Genomic DNA, 17,721 nt, shown 5'->3' with positions numbered 1-17,721 from the left:
AAAATACGTTGCCCGGCGCAGGCCCGTGTCGAACGATCGGGGGATGCCGAACCTGCTGGCGTTCATCCCCGCCGCCTTCCTCATCGCGATGGTCCCCGGCCCGGCGACGGTGATGCTGATCAAGCAGTCGGCGAAAGGTTCGCGCCGGAACGCGTTCGCCACTATCGCGGGCATCGAAGCGGGCATCGCGTTCTGGGGCCTCTCGGCCGTGTTCGGTCTCACCGCGCTCCTCATCGCTTCGCAGATCGCCTACGACGTCCTGCGCGTCGCAGGCGCCGCCTTCCTGATCCACCTCGGCATCAAGGCCCTCTTCTTCCACAAGCCCGCCGATGACGACGAGGAGCCCGCCGCCCGCGGCTTCCGGTCCGGCTTCCTGATCAACGTCAGCAATCCGAAGGCGGGCGTGTTCGCCATCTCGTTCCTCCCCCAGTTCGTCCCCGCCGACGCCGGACCATGGCCGCTGCTGCTGTGCGTCGCGGTGTGGATCGCCGTCGACATCGTCTGGTTCTCGCCCCTCGCCCTGCTGGTCACCCGGCTGGGCGAGTGGCTGCGTCGCGATCGCGTCAAGCGATGGCTGGAGCGCACGTCCGGCGGTGTTCTGGTCGGCTTCTCCAGTGACCGTCGCCTTGGAGGGTTGATTGTCCGTGGCCCGGCGTGGCATGGTCGGGGCACAACCAAACAACCGCGGGAGCTCGCGCCATGGCGGGCTGAGAGGGCGGCTGGAGTCTTTTTTCTGGAAGACCCGGCGCCGCCGACCGCATGAACCTGACCGGGTAATGCCGGCGTAGGGAGTGAACGTCGTTGACGACGCTTGAGAACGCCCGGAACATCACGCCGACCGTGACCACCGGGCCGATCACCGGTTCCCACAAGGTCTATCACCAGACGGAATCCGGTCTCCGGGTCCCCGCGAGGCGGATCGACCTTTCGAACGGCGAGCATTTCGATGTTTACGACACCTCCGGTCCGTACACCGAAACGGACCCGAAGATCGACGTCCACAGTGGACTCCACCGGCTGCGCGCGGGCTGGGCCGACGGACGCGAGCACAACACCCAGCTCGGCTGGGCGAAACAGGGCGTCATCACCCGCGAGATGGAGTACATCGCGGCGCGAGAACGCTGCACGCCGGAGTTCGTGCGGGACGAGGTCGCGCGCGGCCGCGCGGTGATCCCGGCCAACCGCAAGCACCCGGAGAGCGAGCCGATGATCATCGGCAAGAACTTCCTGGTGAAGATCAACGCCAACATGGGCAACTCGGCCGTCTGGTCCTCGGTGGAGGAAGAGGTCGACAAGATGGTGTGGGCCACCCGCTGGGGCGCCGACACCATCATGGACCTCTCCACCGGCAAGCGGATCCACGAGACCCGCGAGTGGATCATCCGCAACTCGCCGGTCCCGGTCGGCACCGTGCCGATCTACCAGGCGCTGGAAAAGGTCGACGGTGAGCCGGAAAAGCTGTCGTGGGAGGTCTACCGCGACACCATCATCGAGCAGTGCGAACAGGGTGTCGACTACGTCACCGTGCACGCGGGTGTGCTGCTGCGCTACATCCCGCTGACCGCACGCCGGGTCACCGGCATCGTCTCGCGCGGTGGCTCGATCATGGCGGCCTGGTGCCTCGCGCACCACAAGGAATCGTTCCTGTACACCAATTTCGCCGAACTCTGCGAGATCCTGCGCGAATACGACGTCACCTTCTCCCTCGGCGACGGCCTGCGCCCCGGCTCGATCGCCGACGCGAACGACCGTGCGCAGTTCGCCGAACTGGAAACGCTGGGTGAGCTCACCCACATCGCCCGCGAGCACGACGTCCAGGTGATGATCGAAGGCCCCGGCCACGTGCCGATGCACAAGATCAAGGAGAACGTCGAACTCGAGGAGAAGCTGACCGGCGAGGCGCCGTTCTACACCCTCGGCCCGCTCACGACCGACATCGCGCCGGGGTACGACCACATCACCTCGGCCATCGGCGCGGCGCAGATCGGCTGGTACGGCACGGCGATGCTCTGCTACGTCACGCCCAAGGAGCACCTCGGCCTCCCGAACCGCGACGACGTCAAGACCGGCGTCATCACCTACAAGATCGCCGCGCACGCCGCCGATCTGGCCAAGGGGCACCAGTACGCCCAGGAATGGGACGACGAGCTTTCCAAGGCCCGCTTCGAGTTCCGCTGGAACGACCAGTTCAACCTGTCGCTGGACCCGGACACCGCGCGTTCGTTCCACGACGAGACCCTGCCCGCGGAACCGGCGAAGACGGCGCACTTCTGCTCGATGTGCGGGCCGAAGTTCTGCTCGATGCGCATCACCCAGGACGTCCGCAAGTACGCCGAGGAACACGGACTGTCCACAGTGGAAGCGATCGAAGCCGGTATGTCGGAGAAGTCGCAAGAATTCGCCGAGCAGGGCAACAAGGTCTACCTGCCGGTGGTCAATCAGTGACGTCCTCCCCCAGGACCGCCCTCACCATCGCCGGATCCGATTCCGGCGGTGGTGCGGGCATCCAGGCCGATCTGCGTACCTTTTTCGCCAACGGCGTGCACGGAATGGTCGCGCTCACCGCGGTCACCGTGCAGAACTCGCTGGGCGTGCAGGGCTTCAGCGAGGTCCCGGTCGACGTCGTCACCGGCCAGATCAGGGCCGTCGCCACCGACATGGGTGTCGACGCCGCGAAGACCGGGATGCTCGCCACCGCCGAGATCATCGACGCCGTCGCCAAGACGCTCGACGAGGTCCACATCGGACGGAACACGGAGACGCCGTTCGTCGTGGACCCCGTCGCCGCTTCGATGACCGGTCACGCCTTGTTGCGCGAGGAGGCGCTGGAGGCGATCCGCACCGAGTTGTTCCCGCGCGCCACGCTGATCACGCCGAACCTCGACGAGGTGCGGCTGCTCACCGGCGTTTCCGTGACCGGGCCCGCGACCCAGCGGGAAGCGGCGGAAGCGTTGCTGGAGTTCGGTTCCGAGTGGGTGCTGGTGAAGGGCGGGCACCTCGACGCGGCGCAGGACTGTGTGGACCTGCTGACCGACGGCACCACGTTGGTCGAGCTGAGCGGGCCGCGGTTCGACACCCGGAACACGCACGGCGGCGGGGACACCATGGCGTCGGCGATCACTTCCTCGCTGGCGAAGGGGGCGGATGTGCCGACCGCCGTCGCCGAGGGGAAACGGTTCATCGAGCGGTGCGTGGCGGAGTCGTACCCGCTGGGCGCCGGGGTGGGCCCGGTTTCGCCGTTCTGGCGGCTCAGCGAGGCTTGAGACGACCCCTTCGGCTTTTTTCGCCTCGTGGCAGCGAAATGACAGCGCGGCACAATACGGTGTCGGCCGGTAAGGCCCCGACGCCCTGGGAATTCCCCGTCGAAGAAGCTGTTCCGCTTTCGGCGACTCGAACCGGACCAGAATCCACCGAGGGTTGCGACGGCCTGCCCGTGGTGTTCAGAAAATCGAATCGATCAACTGGGGGTTCCATGAGGAAGCTGCTTACTGCCGCTTTGATCGCGCTGTCCGTACTCGGCCTGTCCGGAACGGCCGCGGCCGCCGAACAGCCGAAAGCGATGCAGCCGTCCTGTTCGGAGGGTCAGACGGATGAAAACGTGACGCCCCTGCAGGACATCATCATCTATTACCAGTACGTGACCGGCGTCGGCTGCACCGTCATGCATTTCATCGCCGCTCCGCGAAGTGGCAACACCCACACCGATCAGGGCAGCTGGCAGGCCTGGGGCCCGCGCGGGTGGCGAGCGGGCGGCAGCGAGGAAACCTACCGTTACTCCAAGCTGTCGCTGCCGATCAGCGTGACCACCTACACCGGGGATCTGTGGTGTGCCCGGTTCGTCAGGACCGACGGCTCCGTGAAGACCGAGAGCTGCGCGACCGCGACCCCGTACAGCTGATCGCCAGGCTGTGAAGGCCTCCTTGAGGGACTCTGGGGCCCTCAAGGAGGCCTTCACGGCCCCACCCCCTGAGGCAGGGCGGTGGTCACTCGCCCGCCGAGGAGCCGGGGGAAGATGAACCCATGAGCGAGAACCCGAGTCCGCCGTCGGCGCTGACCATCGCAGGCTCCGACTCCGGTGGCGCCGCCGGACTGCAGGCGGACCTGCGCACCTTCCTCACCTGCGGCGTGCACGGCCTGGTCGCGGTCACCGCGGTGACCGTCCAGAACACCCTCGGGGTGCACGACCGCACCGACATCCCGGCGCGGATCGTCGCCGGGCAGATCGAGGCCGTCGCGGCCGACATGGGGGTCAACGCGGCCAAGACGGGGATGCTCGCCTCGGCCGAGATCATCCACGCCGTCGCCGCCGCGTGCGACAAGGCCGAGATCGGGCGCGGCCGGAAGGTGCCGTTCGTGGTCGACCCGGTCGCGGCGTCGATGCACGGACATCCGCTGTTCGACGACGCCGGATTGGTGGCGCTGCGCGACGAACTCCTGCCGCGCGCGACAGTCCTCACCCCGAACCTCGACGAGGTCCGGCTGCTGACCGGGATGACCGTGACCACCCGCGAACAGATGCACCAGGCGGCCGTCGTCCTGCATCGGCTCGGGCCGGAGTACGTGCTCGTGAAGAGCGGCCATCTGGTCTCCGACCCGGAATGCGTCGACGTGCTCTTCGACGGCTCCACGTTCGTCGAACTGCCCGGCGAGCGGTTCGACACCCAGCACACGCACGGCGCCGGGGACACCATGGCGTCGGCGCTGACCGCAGGCCTCGCCAAGGGGATGTCGGTCGTGGAGGCCGCCCGGTACGGCAAGTGGTTCGTTTCACACGCGGTACAGAACGCCTACCGGATGGGCGCGAAGGTCGGCCCGGTTTCGGCGTTCTGGCGGCTCGCGCCGGAGCGCTGAGCACCCGGCCGGTTACGATCTGCGCCGTGACCGCACGCGAAACGGTGGCCAAGGTCGTCGAAGACCGCCGCTTCCAGAACTTCATCATCGCGGTGATCGTCTTCAACGCAGTCACCCTCGGCCTGGAGACCTCGCCCAGGATGGTCGCGGAATACGGGTCGCTGCTGCACACGGTCGACTACATCGCGCTCGGGATCTTCGTGCTCGAACTGGCCGCGAAGTTCTACGCCTATCGCACGAAGTTCTTCCGCGACCCGTGGAACATCTTCGACCTGCTCGTCGTCGGCATCGCGGTGATTCCCGCGACCGGCCCGTTCGCGGTGCTGCGGGCGTTGCGCGTCCTGCGGGTGCTGCGGCTGGTCTCGGTCGTGCCCTCGATGCGGAAGGTCGTCACCGGGCTGCTCACCGCGATCCCGGGGATGGCGTCGATCGCCGCGCTCCTCGCGCTGATCATCTTCGTCGCTGGTGTGATGGCGACGAAGCTGTTCGGCGCGATCTCTCCGGACAACTTCGGCGACCTCGGCACGTCACTGTTCACGCTGTTCCAGGTGATGACGGGCGAGGCGTGGCCGGACATCGCCAAAGAGATCATGAAGGAAGCACCCATGGCCTGGGTGTTCTTCGTGGTCTACATCCTCGTGTCCAGCTTCGCGGTGCTGAACCTCTTCATCGCCGTCGTGGTCAGTGGGATGGAGGACGAGCTTCGCCAGGACATCCGCGAGGAAGAGGCGAAGCAGGCCGAGACCCAAGCCGTGGCGAACAAGGAGATCCTCGACGAGCTCCGCGCCCTTCGTGCCGAAGTCGCGGAGCTACGTCAGAACGTGGGATAGGCACTGGCGCGCCCACTCGCGGCGAAGGACGCTTTCGTCGCGTCAGACGCGGCGAAGGACGCTTTCGTCGCATGACACAGGGGAAGGAAGGTTCCCTTCATCCCGGCCGGCACGCCACACCAGCCTCCTGAGGCCCACCAGCAACGATTTACGTACCAACACTTAGCGGTCGTCGTCCGCGATCAGGGCTTCCAAGGCGGGCAGAGCCGCCGCCAGCGCGGCCTGATGCTCCGGAGTCAGCCGTTCGAGGCGCTTGCCCAGCTCGTTCACGCGCGTCGACCGGACGCCGGACACCAGCCGCTCGCCCTCTTCGGTGGCCTCCGCGAGCCAAGCTCGCCTGTCGATCGGATCCGATTCCCGGCGGACGTACCCGGCTTCGACCAGCGAAGCGACGATCCTCGACATGGTCGCCGCGGCGACGCCTTCCTTCGCCGCGAGATCACCCAGCCGGAGCTGGCCGGAGTTCACGAGCGTGGCGAGCGCCGAGATCGCCCCGTGGCCGGGTCCGGGTACGCCCGCCTGGCGCAGCGACCGGGACAACCGGCCCACCGCCAGGAACAACCTGCCCGAAACGTCCTGGACCGCTGACGTGGTCACCACTGGCTCCTCTGGGTACACGGCGGCGGGTGCGCCTGCCGGAAAGTGCCGTCAACCATACGGGCTCCCCGTGCGTACTCGCTGTGAAGGCCGTGAACCGTACAAAAGGGTTATCGAGGCGGGCTGGAGGCGTGTGCCCAGAACCGCTGGGGAATCCGGCCCGCACCGGCGGCCAGCCTCCCGGCGGTGACCGCGGCACGCATCGCCGACGCCATCCGTTCCGGGTCCGCGGCCCTGGTCACGGCGGTGGAGAGCAGGACGGCGTCGCAGCCGAGCTCCATCGCCAGCGTCGCGTCGGACGCCGTGCCGATCCCGGCGTCGAGGATCACCGGGACACCCGCGCGCGCCACGATCAGCTCGATGTTGTGCGGGTTACGGATGCCGAGACCGGTGCCGATCGGCGCGCCGAGCGGCATCACGGCCGCGCAGCCCGCCTCCTCCAGCCGCAGCGCCAGCACCGGGTCGTCGTTGGTGTAGGCGAGCACGGTGAAGCCGTCCGCGGTGAGCCGCTCGGCCGCTTCGAGGGTCTCGAACGGATCCGGCAGCAGCGTGCGGTCGTCGGCGTGGACCTCCAGCTTGATGAGGTCGGTGTCGAGCGCCTCACGTGCCAGCTGGGCGGTGAGGACGGCTTCGGCGGCCGTCCGGCAGCCCGCGGTGTTGGGCAGCAAGCGGATGCCGAGCCGCCGGAGCAGTTCGAGCACGCCGGAGCCGCCTTCGGCGTCGGCCTTGCGCATCGCGACGGTGGTCAGTTCCGTGCCGGAGGCGATCAGCGCGCGTTCCACCACGGCGAGGTTCGCCGCGCCGCCGGTGCCGATGATCAGTCGCGACGAGAGTTTGTGCTCGCCGATGACGAGGTGGTCTCCGTCCATTTCAGCCTCCTTGGACCGCGGTCAGGATGTCGACGCTGGCGCCCTTGCGCACCACGGCTTCCGGCCATTCGCCGCGCCGGACGACCACGCCGTCCACCGCCACCGCGACGCCTTGTCCGGCGGTGCCGAGTGCTTCGAGGACACCCTCGACGGTGGTCCCGTCGGGGAACTCGCGCCATTGGCCGTTGACCTGGATCTCCATCACACCCGCTCCTCGCTTCGCCGCGACGGCGTGGCCGCCGCGACCTCGTCCGGCAACGGCGCGCCGTCCAGCCAGGCGACCGCGGCGTCCGCGGTGACCGGGGCCATCAGGAGGCCGTTGCGATGGTGGCCCGTAGCTGCGAAGACGCCTTCGCTCAGCTCACCGATGAAGGGCATCGTGTCGACGCTCGCCGCGCGGAGCCCGGCGGCGATCTCGACGAGTTCGTATTCGGCGATTCCCGGGAAGACGCGCTCCGCGCCTTCGAGCAGCTCGCGGACTCCTCGTGCGGTGACGGTCTCGTCGAAACCGGCCTCGTACTGGGTCGCGCCGAGCACGAGCTCGCCGTCGTCACGCGGGACGAGGTAGACGGGGCGGCCCTCGACCATCGCGCGGACGGTCCTGACCGGCGGCGGCAGGCAACCCCGGCGCGGCCGCAGGCGGAGGATCTCACCCTTCAGCGGGCGGACGGAGCCCGCGAGCGCGGGATGCAGGCGTCCGGTCCAGGCGCCGGCGGCGAGGACGACGTCGCCTTCGAGGGCTCCGAGATCCCTGACCGTCTCTCGGCGGAACTCCACGCCGTGCCTGCCGCAGGCGTACTTGAGCGCGTGCAGCAGCCTTCGGTTGTCCACGGCCAGATCGCCGGGTACCAGCAGTCCACTTCGGACAGACCCGGCGAGGCCGGGCTCGGCGCGGCGGGCCGCACGGCCCGTCAGCTGTTCGACCTCGCGGCCGAGTTCGGTGAGGTACGCGGCCAGCATTTCGAGGTTGCCCGCGTCGGCGCTGTCCAGCGCGACGACGAGTGTGCCGTGCGGCGAAAGGCCCGGATCGACGCCCTCTTCGGCCAGGTCACGGGCGAAAGCCGGCCACCGCCGCAACGACGCCTCGCCGAGCGTGAGGACGTCCTCTTCGCCGGGCCAGGCCTCCGTGACCGGGGCCAGCATGCCGCCCGCGAGCCACGACGCCCCTCGTCCGGGATCGGGGTCGTACACGGTGACGTGATGACCGCGCGCGGCGGCGCGCCAAGCGACCGACAGGCCGATGACCCCGCCGCCGACTACCGAAAGTTCCCTCATGAACGCTCGCTCCCTGCGCCGGCATGACCCGGATCAGGTTCCACGGTCGGAGCGGTTTCGGCTCCCTCTCAGCCCGTCCTCGGGCTCCCGTGCGGACCACCCCACCGTAGCGCGCGGGTACCGTCGCCGCCATGCCCACCCTGTCTGGTTCGCAGATCCGCGCCCGGCTCGCGGACGCCCGCCTGTACCTCTGCACCGACGCCCGGTCCGCCCGCGGCGACCTCGCCGAATTCGCCGACGCGGCGTTGGCCGGCGGGGTCGACATCATCCAGCTGAGGGACAAGACCGGCGGTGCCCCGATCGAGGCGAAACATGAGATCGCGGCGCTGGAAGTGCTCTCGGAAGCGTGCGAGAAGCACGGCAAACTGCTGGCGGTGAACGACCGTGCGGACGTCGCCCTCGCCGTCGGCGCGCACGTGCTGCACCTCGGCCAGGACGACATCCCGGTGCCGCTGGCGCGGCGCGTGCTCGGCGACGACGTGGTGATCGGCCGGTCCACCCATTCGGCCGAGCAGGCCAAGGCCGCGGCCGAGGAGCCCGGCGTCGACTACTTCTGCACCGGCCCGTGCTGGCCGACGCCGACGAAGCCGGGCCGGTCCGCTCCCGGGCTCGGTCTGGTGCGCGAGACGGCGGCCTTCGGGACGTCACGGCCGTGGTTCGCGATCGGCGGGATCGACGCCGGACGCCTGCCCGAGGTGCTGGAGGCGGGGGCGTCGCGGATCGTCGTCGTCCGGGCGATCACCGAGGCCGAAGACCCCGAAGCGGCCGCTCGCACCCTCCGGTCGGCCCTCGCCTGACCCTCTGAGGGTCAGGGGGCGGGGGTGCCGGAGGCGGGGGCGGACGGAGTCGTCGGAGGCGCCTGAGTGGTCGAAGGCGTCGTCGGAGGCGGCGCCGACGTCGTGGTCGATGGCGGCGTCGTGGGCGTCGCCGGAGTGGTCGGCGTGGTCGTCGGCGTCGTCTCGGGCTGGTTGTCCCGGGTCTGCGAAGGGGACGTCGACGGCGGGGCCTCTTGCTTCTCCCGCGGCTGCTCCTGCGCCTGCCCGCCACCGATGATCTTGCCTATGGTCGTCCCGGTCCCGCCGCCGAAGGTCTTCCCCGTCGCGCCTTCGAAGCCGGTGATCGCGACGAGCGCCACCGCGAACGCCACGACGCTGACACCGGCGATCACCGCCCAGCGCGGCTTGAACTTCCGCCCGGACGGCTCTTCGCCGTCTTCGGACGGCTTCAGCCGCACGGTCTCCTGTTCGGCGGGGTCGAGCACCCGGCGCCGTCCCGGCACAGTCAGCACCACACGCGCCTTCAACGCGGCGTCGCGCGTCCGCTGCAGCGAACGCAGGTACAACTCGCCGCCGAGCGTCGTGATGACACTCGCCAGTCCCGCGCCCGCCACCGTTCCCGCGACGCCGAGCGTGGAGCCCAGCAGCGCGGCGGTGATCGCGGCCATCGCGGCCGCCAGCACCTGGACGATCCGCCCCTGCTTTTCGGTCTTTTCGGTGTCCTTCTCGGAAGTCTCCTTGGTCATGATCCCGTTCTGCAGCTAGTCGATCCTCACCCGGTCCTAACGAATAAGGCGCATGGGATGCTCCCCTCGTTGTCCGCACGTGAGGAGCGCCACCTTGTCTGTCCAAAAAGGACTCTCAAATATTCACAATTCCTTGACATAATCAGGCATATGGAACTGGTCTCAATCGAGGAAATCCGCGACGCGGCGAGCCGGATCAAGGGCGCCGCGGTGCGCACGCCGCTGCTGCCACAGCCGTGGGCGCCGTTGTGGCTCAAGCCCGAAAGCCTGCAGGAGATCGGCGCTTTCAAGATTCGCGGCGCGTACAATGCGATCGCGGCGCTGGACGAAGATCAGCGCACCCGCGGTGTCGTCGCGTTTTCCAGCGGCAACCACGCGCAAGCGGTCGCTTACGCGGCGAAGCGGTTCGGAATCCAAGCGGTGATCCTCATTCCGGACGTCGCACCGCGCGCCAAGATCGAAGCGACCAAAGCGCTCGGAGCCGAAGTCATCGAGGTCCCGATCGACGCTCAGGAGTCCTCCGCGCTCGCTGTCGCCGAAGAACGCGGGCTCACCATGATCCCGCCGTTCGATCACCGCGACGTCATCGCCGGACAGGGCACCGTCGGCCTGGAGATCGCCGAGGACCTGCCCGACGCGGGGGTCGTCCTCGTCCCGCTCAGCGGCGGCGGGCTGGCCTCGGGTGTCGGCACGGCGATCAAGGCACTGCTCCCCGGCGCGAAGGTCATCGGCGTCGAGCCCGAACTCGCGGCCGACACCGCCGAAAGCCTGCGCGCGGGCAGGCGGATCGAATGGCCGATGGACCTGCGGGCACGGACCATCGCCGACGGCCTGCGCGCCCAGCCGTCGGACTTGACCTTCGCCCATCTCCAGACGGTGCTCGACGACGTCATCACCGTTTCCGAGGACGAGATCCGGGCATCCGTCCGGACACTGGCTCACCGCGCGAGGCTGATCGCCGAACCGAGCGGCGCCACCGCGACCGCCGCGTACCTGTTCCATCGAGGTGAGCTGCCGGAGGGGAAGGTCGTTTCGGTCGTTTCGGGCGGGAACCTGGACCCGGCGACGCTGACGGAGATCCTCGGCGAGTAGGCCATGTCTGTCCGTGAAGGCCTCCTTGAGGGAATCAGAGTCCCTCAAGGAGGCCTTCACGGCCTGACAGAAGGGCGGACGTGCGTCGGCGGCGAGTCGACCCCGCAGTGAAGGCACTCACCCGGATGCGGCGACTCGTCGGCGGGTTCCTCCGAAGGTGCCGCGAGGACGCCGTTGTGGATGCCGAGCGCGATCAAGCCGCCCCCGATGGCCAGCGCCGCGCACACCAGCAGCGCCGTCCGCCAGCCCGACGTCAGCGCCACCGGATCGGTGTAGGCGGCGCCGGAGAGCCCGGCGACGGCGGGCAGCACGGCGATCGCGAGCAGCCCGCCGGACCGGGCGATGGCGTTGTTGACCCCGGAGGCCACACCGGCGTACCGGTCCGGAGCGGCGGCCAGCACCGTCGCGGTCACCGGCGCGACGACCGTCGCCAGGCCGGCCCCGAACACGACGACGGCGGGCAGCACGGAGCCGAGATACGACGCACCCGGCCCGACGCGCATCAACAGGAGCATGCCGACGCCGACCAGGATCGGGCCGATGACCAGTTGCGCGCGCGGGCCGATCCGCTGCGCCAGTGCGCCCGACCGGCCGGAGAACAGCAGCATAATGACGGTGATCGGCAGCCCGGCGAGGCCGGCCGCGGTCGGCGAATAGCCCAGCGACACCTGCAGCTGCATGACCATCAGCATCATCACGCCGCCGAGTGCGGCGTAGACGACGAAGGTGAGCGCGTTGGCGAGGCTGAACGTCCGGTCGCGGAACAGCTTCGGCGGCACCAGCGGGTCGGCCGAGCGGTGCTGGATCACCAGGAACGCCCCCAGCCCCGCGACGCCGAGCACGATGGCGACCAGGACGACCACGTCGCCGATGCCGCGTCCGGGTGCTTCGACCAGTGCGCCGGTCAGCCCGGCGAGCCCGATCGCGCCGACGGCGGCCGCGGCGAAGTCCGGATGCCCGGTCGCCTCTTCGTCGCGGGATTCGGGCACGTAGCGCTTGGCGAGCAGGACGCAGACGGCGGCCAGGGGCAGGTTGATCAGGAACGCCAGCCGCCACGACCACACCTGCACCAGTACGCCGCCGAGCAGCGGGCCGATCGCCGCCGCGATCCCGCCGAGGCCGGACCACGCGCCGATCGCGCGGGCGCGGTCTTCGTGGGCGAAGGACGATTGAAGGATCGCGAGCGAGCCCGGCGTGAGCAAAGCTCCCCCGATTCCCTGGAGGATCCGCGTCGCGACGAGCAGCTCGGTCGACGTCGCGGCGGCGCACAGCCCGGACGCGATCCCGAACCAGACGACGCCGACGATGAACATCCGGCGGCGGCCGTAGCGGTCGCCGAGTGAACCGGCGACGAGGATCAGCGCGGCGAGCGCGAGCAGGTAGCCGTCGAGGATCCATTGAAGGCCCGCGACGGACGCGCCGAGTTCTTCGCCGATCCTCGGCAACGCGACGTTGATGATCGTCCCGTCGAGCATCGCCATGCCCGAGCCCACGATGGTCGTGGCGAGTACGCCACGCGCCACCGGCGTCCCCCACCGAATCCCCGCCACCCCGTCACTCATACGACGACTGAAGCACGCCCGCCACCCCCAAGCCACCGCGAAATCGCCACGTTGCCAGATTTACCTGACCCGTCAGAGATTTAAGGCCGAAGGCCACGGAAACGTTTTGTAGGGCGCCCTTCAAGATCACGCGAGTTGACTTCGGTCCAGCGCCCTGCGAAACGTTTCCGTCAGCGCGCCTCAAGGCAAGAGCGTCGTGACGAACTTGTAACGATCGCCCCGGTAGATCGCGCGGGCGAACTCGACCGGTTTTCCGTCGGTGGCGAAGGAATGCCGCGAAAGGAGCAACATCGGCATCCCGACGTCGGCACCGAGCATCTCGGCCTCGTGTGGTCCGGCAAGCGCTGTCTCGATCGTTTCCTCGGCCCTTTCGAGCTCGACGCCGTAGTGCTCCCTGAGTACGGCGTACAGGGAGCCACCTGCGGAAACGTGTTTGCGCAAACCGCGGAACCGGCCGAGTGGGAGATGCGTGGTCTCCAGCGCCATCGGCTGCGAATCGGCCAGCCGGAGACGGCGAAGGCGAAGGATCTTCGCACCGACCCGGATTCCGAGGAGTTTCGCGAGATCGGCTTCCACCGGGAGTTCGTCGATCTCCAGCAGCTTCGACGACGGCTTGAGGCCCTGCTTGTGCATGTCCTCGGTGTAGGACGACAACTGCAGGCGCTGCGCGAGTTTCGGCTCGGCGGCGAAGGTGCCCTTGCCCTGTACGCGGTGGAGCCTGCCCTCGGCGGTGAGGTCGGCGAGCGCCTGGCGGACCGTGGTGCGCGAAACGGTGAATTCACCCGCCAGTGCCCGTTCCGTCGGAATCGGCGAGCCCGGCGGCAACGCGTCGAGCAGATCGAGCAGGTGCTGTTTCAGCGCCCAGTACTTGGGTTCGCGCTGGCCGCGCATCCCTGCTGCAGCGCCCGCCTCACCCGCGGTGGTTGTCTCCAACATGACCGACTCCCTAAGCCTTCCCACTCAAACGCGCACCTGCCCCGCTAGGAAACGTACCCTTCACCACAAACGTCCATTCGGGCTAGCATTGGTCTAGACCTACTCGGGGGACGAGGTACGTCCCGGTGGAAGGGAACGAGATGACCGAACAGCGCCCCGGCGAGCACATGGCCGCGGAGATCTCCCAGCAACCCGCCATTCTGGCAGGAATCGTGGAGCGACAGGCCGAAATCGCCGAGGTGGCCGAAGCCATCTCCAAGCGCCCGCCCAGGTTCGCACTGCTCGCCGCGCGCGGTTCCAGTGACCACGCCGCCCTGTATGCGAAGTACCTGATCGAAGTACTCCTCGGTCTCCCCTGCGGTCTCGTCTCACCCTCCACCGCCACTTTGTACGGTGCCCGTCCCGATCTGCGGGACGTTCTCTTCATCACAGTAAGCCAAAGCGGTGGTTCGCCGGATCTCATCGAGGTCACCGAAACGGCGCGTCGCCAGGGAGCGTTGACCGTTTCGGTCACCAACACCCCCGACTCGCCGCTGCGCTCGGCCGCCGAACTCGGTGTCGACATCGGCGCGGGACTGGAAAAAGCGGTCGCCGCGACGAAGACGTACTCCGCAACCTTGCTTTCGCTTTACCTTCTGATCGACGCGGTTCGCGGCGGCAAGGGCGAGGACGCGGAGCGGCTGGGCGAACTCGCGCAGCAGACCCTCGACGGCGCCGACGAAGGTGTTCAGCGCGCGGTGGATCGCTACCGCTTCGTCGACCGGGTGCTCACCACCGGTCGCGGTTACTCCTACGCCACGGCACTGGAGGGTTCGCTGAAGCTGGCCGAAACCAGTTACCTCGCGGCCCGCGCGTACAGCGGGGCGGATCTGCTGCACGGCCCGGTCGCCGCCGTCAACGGCGAGACCGCCGTGCTCGCGGTGACGAGCAAGGGACACGGAGTGGGCGCGATGCAGGAGGTCGTCGAGGCCGTCGGCAAACGCGGGGCGGACGTGCTCGCGGTCGGTTCCGCCGCGGCCGACGTCCCCGCCGCGCTGCGGATCGGTGTCGCTCCTTCGGCCGAAGAGGTGGCCCCGATTCTGGAGATCCTGCCCATCCAGCGGATCGCTCTCGGGCTTTCGCTGGCGCGCGGCGGTGACCCGGACAGCCCCCGAGGGCTGCTGAAGGTGACCAAGACCCGGTGACCAACGTCATCGGAGTGGACGCCGGAGGCACGTCGACGCGAGCGATCGTCGTCGACGCCTCCGGCGCCGTCCTCGGTTCCGGACACGCGGGCGGCGCGAATCCCAACTCCCATCCGCCGAGGGAGGCCGCCTCGCGGATCGCGAGCGCGATCACCGGCGCGCTGGGCGGGCTCGATCCGGCGGAGACGGCGGCGTGCGTCGTCGGCATGGCAGGCGTCAGCAAATTGAGCGATCCGGCGATCGGGGAGATCTTCGCGGCCACTTGGCAGAACCTGGGAATCAGTCCAGTGCGGACGGTCCCCGACTCGGAGGTCGCCTACGCGTCGGCCACCTCCGCGCCGGACGGTTCGGTGCTCGTGGCGGGCACCGGATCGATCGCGGGCCGGATCCGCGGCAGGCGGATGGTCTCCACCTTCGGCGGCTACGGCTGGTTGCTCGGTGACGAAGGTTCCGCGTACTGGCTCGGCCGTGAAGCCGTTCGCTCCACATTGGATGCTCTGGGCCGGGGTGACGAACTCGGCCCGCTCGCGACCGCCGTCCTCGCCGAAGCGCTCGGACCGTCCGCAGTGGACGTGAGCGATCCCGGAGCAAGGACGGCGGTGTGGCGCGCGCTCATCACGAGCGCCAACTCCGAGGCGCCGATCCGGCTCGCCAGATTCGCCCCGCTCGTCAGCGAAGCCGACCGGGAGAACGACCCGGCGGCGGACCGGATCACCACCGAAGCGGCACGGCTTCTGGTGACCAACGTCATGGCGGCGCGCGAACCCGGCGAGACCACGCCGGTCGTCCTCGTGGGTGGCGTGCTGTCCCCGGAAGGCCCGGTCGGCGCGAAAGTCCGCGCCGCGCTGACCGGAATCGAGGTTCTGACCAGCACCGACGGGGTACTCGGTGCCGCTTGGCTCGCCGCCGTCGACGCGTACGGGGAAGGGGCACCACGTCCGGCGGCCGGATGAAAAAACACCGAAAACGGTCCCTAAAAGACCAAACCATCGACTCCGGGCCCGAAGTCCGGGTACCGTAGGACCCGGCCCCCGGACCCTCCCCCCTCGCCGGGGGCCGCCTTATGTCCTGGGTAGCCCGTCGGGCTCGGAGCCGGAGGGGTTCTTGCCCGCCGCGTCCGCGTCGCCCCCGTCTTCCACGACCCGGCCTTCCACGACCCGCAGACCGGGATGTTCCGGGGGCAGCGTGCGATACAGCACCCAGCCGCTCACCGCGACCGTCACCGCGACCAGCGGCCAGGACAGCACCGTCCGCGCGATGCCGAGCGCGACCACCTGCCCGCTCCACCACAACGAGCCGTACACGACCACACGCAGCGTGTACTGCAGGAACACCCACACCCAGCTCGCCCGCGAATACGCGCGCAGCAGCGCGGGATCACGGCGCCAACGCGTCTTCTGCCCGATGACCAGCCCGACCACGACGCCGAGCAACGGCCATCGGATCACGATGCTGGCCGCCCACAGCAGCGCGCTGGCCACATTGGACAGCAGCTGGATGAGGAAGAAGTCTTCGGCGCGGCCGGTGTGCAGTGCGATCAGCGCGGCGGCGATCACCGCGGCGAGGCTCACCAAGACAGCGCGGGCCTTGTCACCGCGCGCGACCCGGTAGGCACCGAGCAGCACCGCCACACCGATGGCCACCCCGGCGCCCCAGGCGATCGACTGGCCGGCGATCAGCCAGCCGGCGACGAAGGCCGCGGGCGGGATGCTCGCGTCGAGGGCGCCACGCCGCCCGCCGAGGATCTGGGCGAGCGACTCACGCGGGGGTCGATAGGTCACCCTTACAGCCTGCCGGATCTATGAGCATCGACACCCGGTCGGGGAGATGTTCGCCACATACACTGTCCGTTTTACGCCTGCTTGAGGTGAATCTCGGCAGCCCAGGAGTGTACATCCCAGTAATGGAGATGCATGGACGTCCGACAAAATAAGAGACTGTGTCAACGGACTGAACCATGGGTTTCAGCAAGGTGGGATTGCAGGGGCGCTCTCAGCTGTTAGTTGTGGTGTACAAGTATCAACCGGGGGCACACGGACGGAAGGGGACCCAACGTGTACGGATTCGACAGCTACGTGGCGATCGGTGACAGCTTCACCGAAGGACTCAACGACGATCTGCCCGACGGCACCTTTCGGGGCTGGGCGGATCGGCTCGCCGAGATCCTCGCCGAAGGCAGGCCAGACTTCCAGTACGCGAACCTCGCCCTCCGCGGAAAGATGCTCGACGAGATCCTCGAAGAGCAGTTGCCCATCGCGCTGGCGGTGAAACCCGACCTGGTCACCCTGTGCGCGGGCGGGAACGACATCATCGTGCCCGGCGCGGACGTGGACGCCGTCGCCGCGCGGCTGGAGGCGGGGGTCGCCAAGCTGCGCGAGGCCGGGATCCCGGTGCTCATCTTCAACGGACCGGACACCAAGTACCTGTCTGTGATGCACGTCCTGCGCGGCAAGGTCGGTATCTACAACGCGCATCTGTGGGCGATCGCCCACCGCCACGGCGCGAAGATGGTCGATCTGTGGGCGATGGACCCGCTGCACGACCGTCGCGCCTGGAGCGACGACAGGCTGCACTTCACCCCCGAGGCCCACCGGCGGATCGCGCTGCGCGCGGCCGAAGTCCTCGGCGTCCCGGTCGCCGACGACTGGCGCGAGCCGTGGCCGGCGTCCGACGAGCCGAGTACCTGGATCACCTCCCGCCGCTCCGACCTCGAATGGACGAAGGCGCACCTGCTGCCGTGGATCCGGCGTCAGCTCAAGGGTGAGTCGATGGGCGACGGCCTGTCCCCGAAGCGCCCGCAGCTCGCGCCGCTGCTTCCGCTGGAGCAGATCGAAACGGCGACCGTCACGCTGCCGTCCGAGCGGACGATCCACCACCACGCGAGCTGACCCGCGTCGGTACCGCTGGTCGTGATTTGGGATAAGGGTTAAAAAACCAATCGGCCCTCAAGCCAAAACCGAACCAACCCGGACCCGGCCCCCGCCCCCCTGTCAACAACCAAGG

Annotated in this window: 19 protein-coding genes and 1 riboswitch; of the genes, 11 read left to right on the top strand and 8 right to left on the bottom strand. The window is 68.7% G+C overall.

What is annotated here, in order from left to right:
* Window positions 1-43: 43 nt before the first annotated feature.
* The 6 genes from ACZ5ZX_RS13820 (at window position 44) to ACZ5ZX_RS13795 (ending at window position 5,681) form a co-directional block, all read left to right on the top strand.
* A complete protein-coding gene (locus ACZ5ZX_RS13820; RefSeq protein ID WP_465502347.1) occupies window positions 44-763 on the top strand; it encodes a LysE family translocator in 720 nt (239 codons plus the stop codon).
* 38 nt (window positions 764-801) lie between these two features.
* The gene (gene thiC, locus ACZ5ZX_RS13815) at window positions 802-2,445 is read left to right on the top strand and encodes a phosphomethylpyrimidine synthase ThiC (RefSeq protein WP_465502346.1); all 1,644 of its coding nucleotides are present in this window, start codon (window positions 802-804) and stop codon (window positions 2,443-2,445) included.
* Entirely contained in the window at window positions 2,442-3,263 is an 822-nt protein-coding gene (gene thiD, locus ACZ5ZX_RS13810) for a bifunctional hydroxymethylpyrimidine kinase/phosphomethylpyrimidine kinase (protein ID WP_465502345.1), read from the top strand. Before thiC ends, thiD (ACZ5ZX_RS13810) begins: the two co-directional genes overlap by 4 nt.
* A 209-nt stretch (window positions 3,264-3,472) precedes the next feature.
* Window positions 3,473-3,898, top strand: a complete 426-nt coding sequence (locus tag ACZ5ZX_RS13805; RefSeq protein WP_465502344.1) for a hypothetical protein — start codon at window positions 3,473-3,475, stop codon at window positions 3,896-3,898.
* Window positions 3,899-4,020: 122 nt separating this feature from the next.
* Window positions 4,021-4,851, top strand: coding sequence for a bifunctional hydroxymethylpyrimidine kinase/phosphomethylpyrimidine kinase (thiD, locus tag ACZ5ZX_RS13800; RefSeq protein ID WP_465502343.1), 831 nt, complete (start codon window positions 4,021-4,023; stop codon window positions 4,849-4,851).
* 26 nt (window positions 4,852-4,877) lie between these two features.
* Entirely contained in the window at window positions 4,878-5,681 is an 804-nt protein-coding gene (locus ACZ5ZX_RS13795) for an ion transporter (protein ID WP_465502342.1), read from the top strand.
* 162 nt (window positions 5,682-5,843) lie between these two features.
* On the opposite strand, the gene ACZ5ZX_RS13790 is transcribed toward ACZ5ZX_RS13795, so the two are convergent.
* The 4 genes from ACZ5ZX_RS13790 to thiO all read right to left on the bottom strand — a co-directional run bounded on the left by ACZ5ZX_RS13790 (window position 5,844) and on the right by thiO (window position 8,422).
* Window positions 5,844-6,278, bottom strand: a complete 435-nt coding sequence (locus ACZ5ZX_RS13790; RefSeq protein WP_465502341.1) for a MarR family winged helix-turn-helix transcriptional regulator — start codon at window positions 6,276-6,278, stop codon at window positions 5,844-5,846.
* A 110-nt stretch (window positions 6,279-6,388) separates the two neighbouring features.
* Complete coding sequence (thiG, locus tag ACZ5ZX_RS13785) at window positions 6,389-7,147, bottom strand: thiazole synthase (RefSeq protein WP_465502340.1); 759 nt, start codon at window positions 7,145-7,147, stop codon at window positions 6,389-6,391.
* A 1-nt stretch (window position 7,148) separates the two neighbouring features.
* Window positions 7,149-7,349 (bottom strand): sulfur carrier protein ThiS, encoded by a 201-nt coding sequence (thiS, locus tag ACZ5ZX_RS13780; protein ID WP_465465270.1) that lies wholly within the window; start codon window positions 7,347-7,349, stop codon window positions 7,149-7,151.
* Window positions 7,349-8,422 carry a glycine oxidase ThiO gene (thiO, locus tag ACZ5ZX_RS13775; RefSeq protein WP_465502339.1) on the bottom strand — a complete coding sequence of 358 codons (1,074 nt, stop codon included), beginning with the start codon at window positions 8,420-8,422 and terminating at the stop codon, window positions 7,349-7,351. The genes thiS and thiO overlap by 1 nt, the downstream gene beginning before the upstream one ends.
* A riboswitch (TPP riboswitch) is annotated at window positions 8,416-8,523 on the bottom strand. It overlaps the preceding gene by 7 nt.
* Window positions 8,524-8,553: 30 nt before the next feature.
* Here thiO and thiE point away from each other — a divergent pair.
* On the top strand, window positions 8,554-9,219 hold the full coding sequence (gene thiE, locus ACZ5ZX_RS13770; RefSeq protein ID WP_465502338.1) for a thiamine phosphate synthase: 666 nt from the start codon (window positions 8,554-8,556) through the stop codon (window positions 9,217-9,219).
* Between the two features lie 11 nt (window positions 9,220-9,230).
* Here thiE and ACZ5ZX_RS13765 read toward each other — a convergent pair whose 3' ends face one another.
* Entirely contained in the window at window positions 9,231-9,944 is a 714-nt protein-coding gene (locus ACZ5ZX_RS13765; RefSeq protein WP_465502337.1) for a hypothetical protein, read from the bottom strand.
* A 150-nt stretch (window positions 9,945-10,094) separates the two neighbouring features.
* On the opposite strand from ACZ5ZX_RS13765, the gene ACZ5ZX_RS13760 reads away from it, so the two are divergent.
* A complete protein-coding gene (locus tag ACZ5ZX_RS13760; protein WP_465502336.1) occupies window positions 10,095-11,036 on the top strand; it encodes a threonine ammonia-lyase in 942 nt (313 codons plus the stop codon).
* Window positions 11,037-11,092: 56 nt separating this feature from the next.
* Here ACZ5ZX_RS13760 and ACZ5ZX_RS13755 read toward each other — a convergent pair whose 3' ends face one another.
* The gene (locus tag ACZ5ZX_RS13755; RefSeq protein WP_465502335.1) at window positions 11,093-12,598 is read right to left on the bottom strand and encodes an MFS transporter; all 1,506 of its coding nucleotides are present in this window, start codon (window positions 12,596-12,598) and stop codon (window positions 11,093-11,095) included.
* Window positions 12,599-12,778: 180 nt separating this feature from the next.
* Window positions 12,779-13,534: a GntR family transcriptional regulator gene (locus tag ACZ5ZX_RS13750; RefSeq protein WP_465502334.1), complete on the bottom strand. Its 756-nt coding sequence runs from the start codon at window positions 13,532-13,534 to the stop codon at window positions 12,779-12,781.
* 140 nt (window positions 13,535-13,674) lie between these two features.
* Here ACZ5ZX_RS13750 and ACZ5ZX_RS13745 point away from each other — a divergent pair, with 140 nt between their 5' ends.
* A complete protein-coding gene (locus tag ACZ5ZX_RS13745) occupies window positions 13,675-14,718 on the top strand; it encodes an SIS domain-containing protein (protein ID WP_465502333.1) in 1,044 nt (347 codons plus the stop codon).
* Window positions 14,715-15,671 carry an N-acetylglucosamine kinase gene (locus tag ACZ5ZX_RS13740; protein WP_465502332.1) on the top strand — a complete coding sequence of 319 codons (957 nt, stop codon included), beginning with the start codon at window positions 14,715-14,717 and terminating at the stop codon, window positions 15,669-15,671. The genes ACZ5ZX_RS13745 and ACZ5ZX_RS13740 overlap by 4 nt, the downstream gene beginning before the upstream one ends.
* A 108-nt stretch (window positions 15,672-15,779) precedes the next feature.
* On the opposite strand, the gene ACZ5ZX_RS13735 is transcribed toward ACZ5ZX_RS13740, so the two are convergent.
* A complete protein-coding gene (locus ACZ5ZX_RS13735; protein ID WP_465502331.1) occupies window positions 15,780-16,499 on the bottom strand; it encodes a DUF3159 domain-containing protein in 720 nt (239 codons plus the stop codon).
* A gap of 273 nt (window positions 16,500-16,772) precedes the next feature.
* On the opposite strand from ACZ5ZX_RS13735, the gene ACZ5ZX_RS13730 reads away from it, so the two are divergent.
* Window positions 16,773-17,606 (top strand): SGNH/GDSL hydrolase family protein, encoded by an 834-nt coding sequence (locus ACZ5ZX_RS13730; protein ID WP_465502330.1) that lies wholly within the window; start codon window positions 16,773-16,775, stop codon window positions 17,604-17,606.
* The last annotated feature ends 115 nt before the right edge of the window (window positions 17,607-17,721 follow it).

It is taken from the genome of Amycolatopsis sp. NPDC033938 (assembly GCF_055575975.1).
The sequence above is the reverse complement of the archived record's forward strand: the minus strand, read 5'-3'. Positions and strand labels throughout refer to the sequence as shown.

Excerpts from the sequence above, each read along its gene's own strand:
- ACZ5ZX_RS13820 (WP_465502347.1), top strand. The coding sequence starts at position 44 with ATGCCGAACCTGCTGGCGTTCATCCCCGCCGCCTTCCTCATCGCGATG.
- ACZ5ZX_RS13805 (WP_465502344.1), top strand. The coding sequence starts at position 3,473 with ATGAGGAAGCTGCTTACTGCCGCTTTGATCGCGCTGTCCGTACTCGGC.
- thiD (WP_465502343.1), top strand. The coding sequence starts at position 4,021 with ATGAGCGAGAACCCGAGTCCGCCGTCGGCGCTGACCATCGCAGGCTCC.
- thiG (WP_465502340.1), bottom strand. The coding sequence starts at position 7,147 with ATGGACGGAGACCACCTCGTCATCGGCGAGCACAAACTCTCGTCGCGA.
- thiS (WP_465465270.1), bottom strand. The coding sequence starts at position 7,349 with ATGGAGATCCAGGTCAACGGCCAATGGCGCGAGTTCCCCGACGGGACC.
- thiO (WP_465502339.1), bottom strand. The coding sequence starts at position 8,422 with ATGAGGGAACTTTCGGTAGTCGGCGGCGGGGTCATCGGCCTGTCGGTC.
- thiE (WP_465502338.1), top strand. The coding sequence starts at position 8,554 with ATGCCCACCCTGTCTGGTTCGCAGATCCGCGCCCGGCTCGCGGACGCC.
- ACZ5ZX_RS13765 (WP_465502337.1), bottom strand. The coding sequence starts at position 9,944 with ATGACCAAGGAGACTTCCGAGAAGGACACCGAAAAGACCGAAAAGCAG.
- ACZ5ZX_RS13760 (WP_465502336.1), top strand. The coding sequence starts at position 10,095 with ATGGAACTGGTCTCAATCGAGGAAATCCGCGACGCGGCGAGCCGGATC.
- ACZ5ZX_RS13755 (WP_465502335.1), bottom strand. The coding sequence starts at position 12,598 with ATGAGTGACGGGGTGGCGGGGATTCGGTGGGGGACGCCGGTGGCGCGT.
- ACZ5ZX_RS13750 (WP_465502334.1), bottom strand. The coding sequence starts at position 13,534 with ATGTTGGAGACAACCACCGCGGGTGAGGCGGGCGCTGCAGCAGGGATG.
- ACZ5ZX_RS13745 (WP_465502333.1), top strand. The coding sequence starts at position 13,675 with ATGACCGAACAGCGCCCCGGCGAGCACATGGCCGCGGAGATCTCCCAG.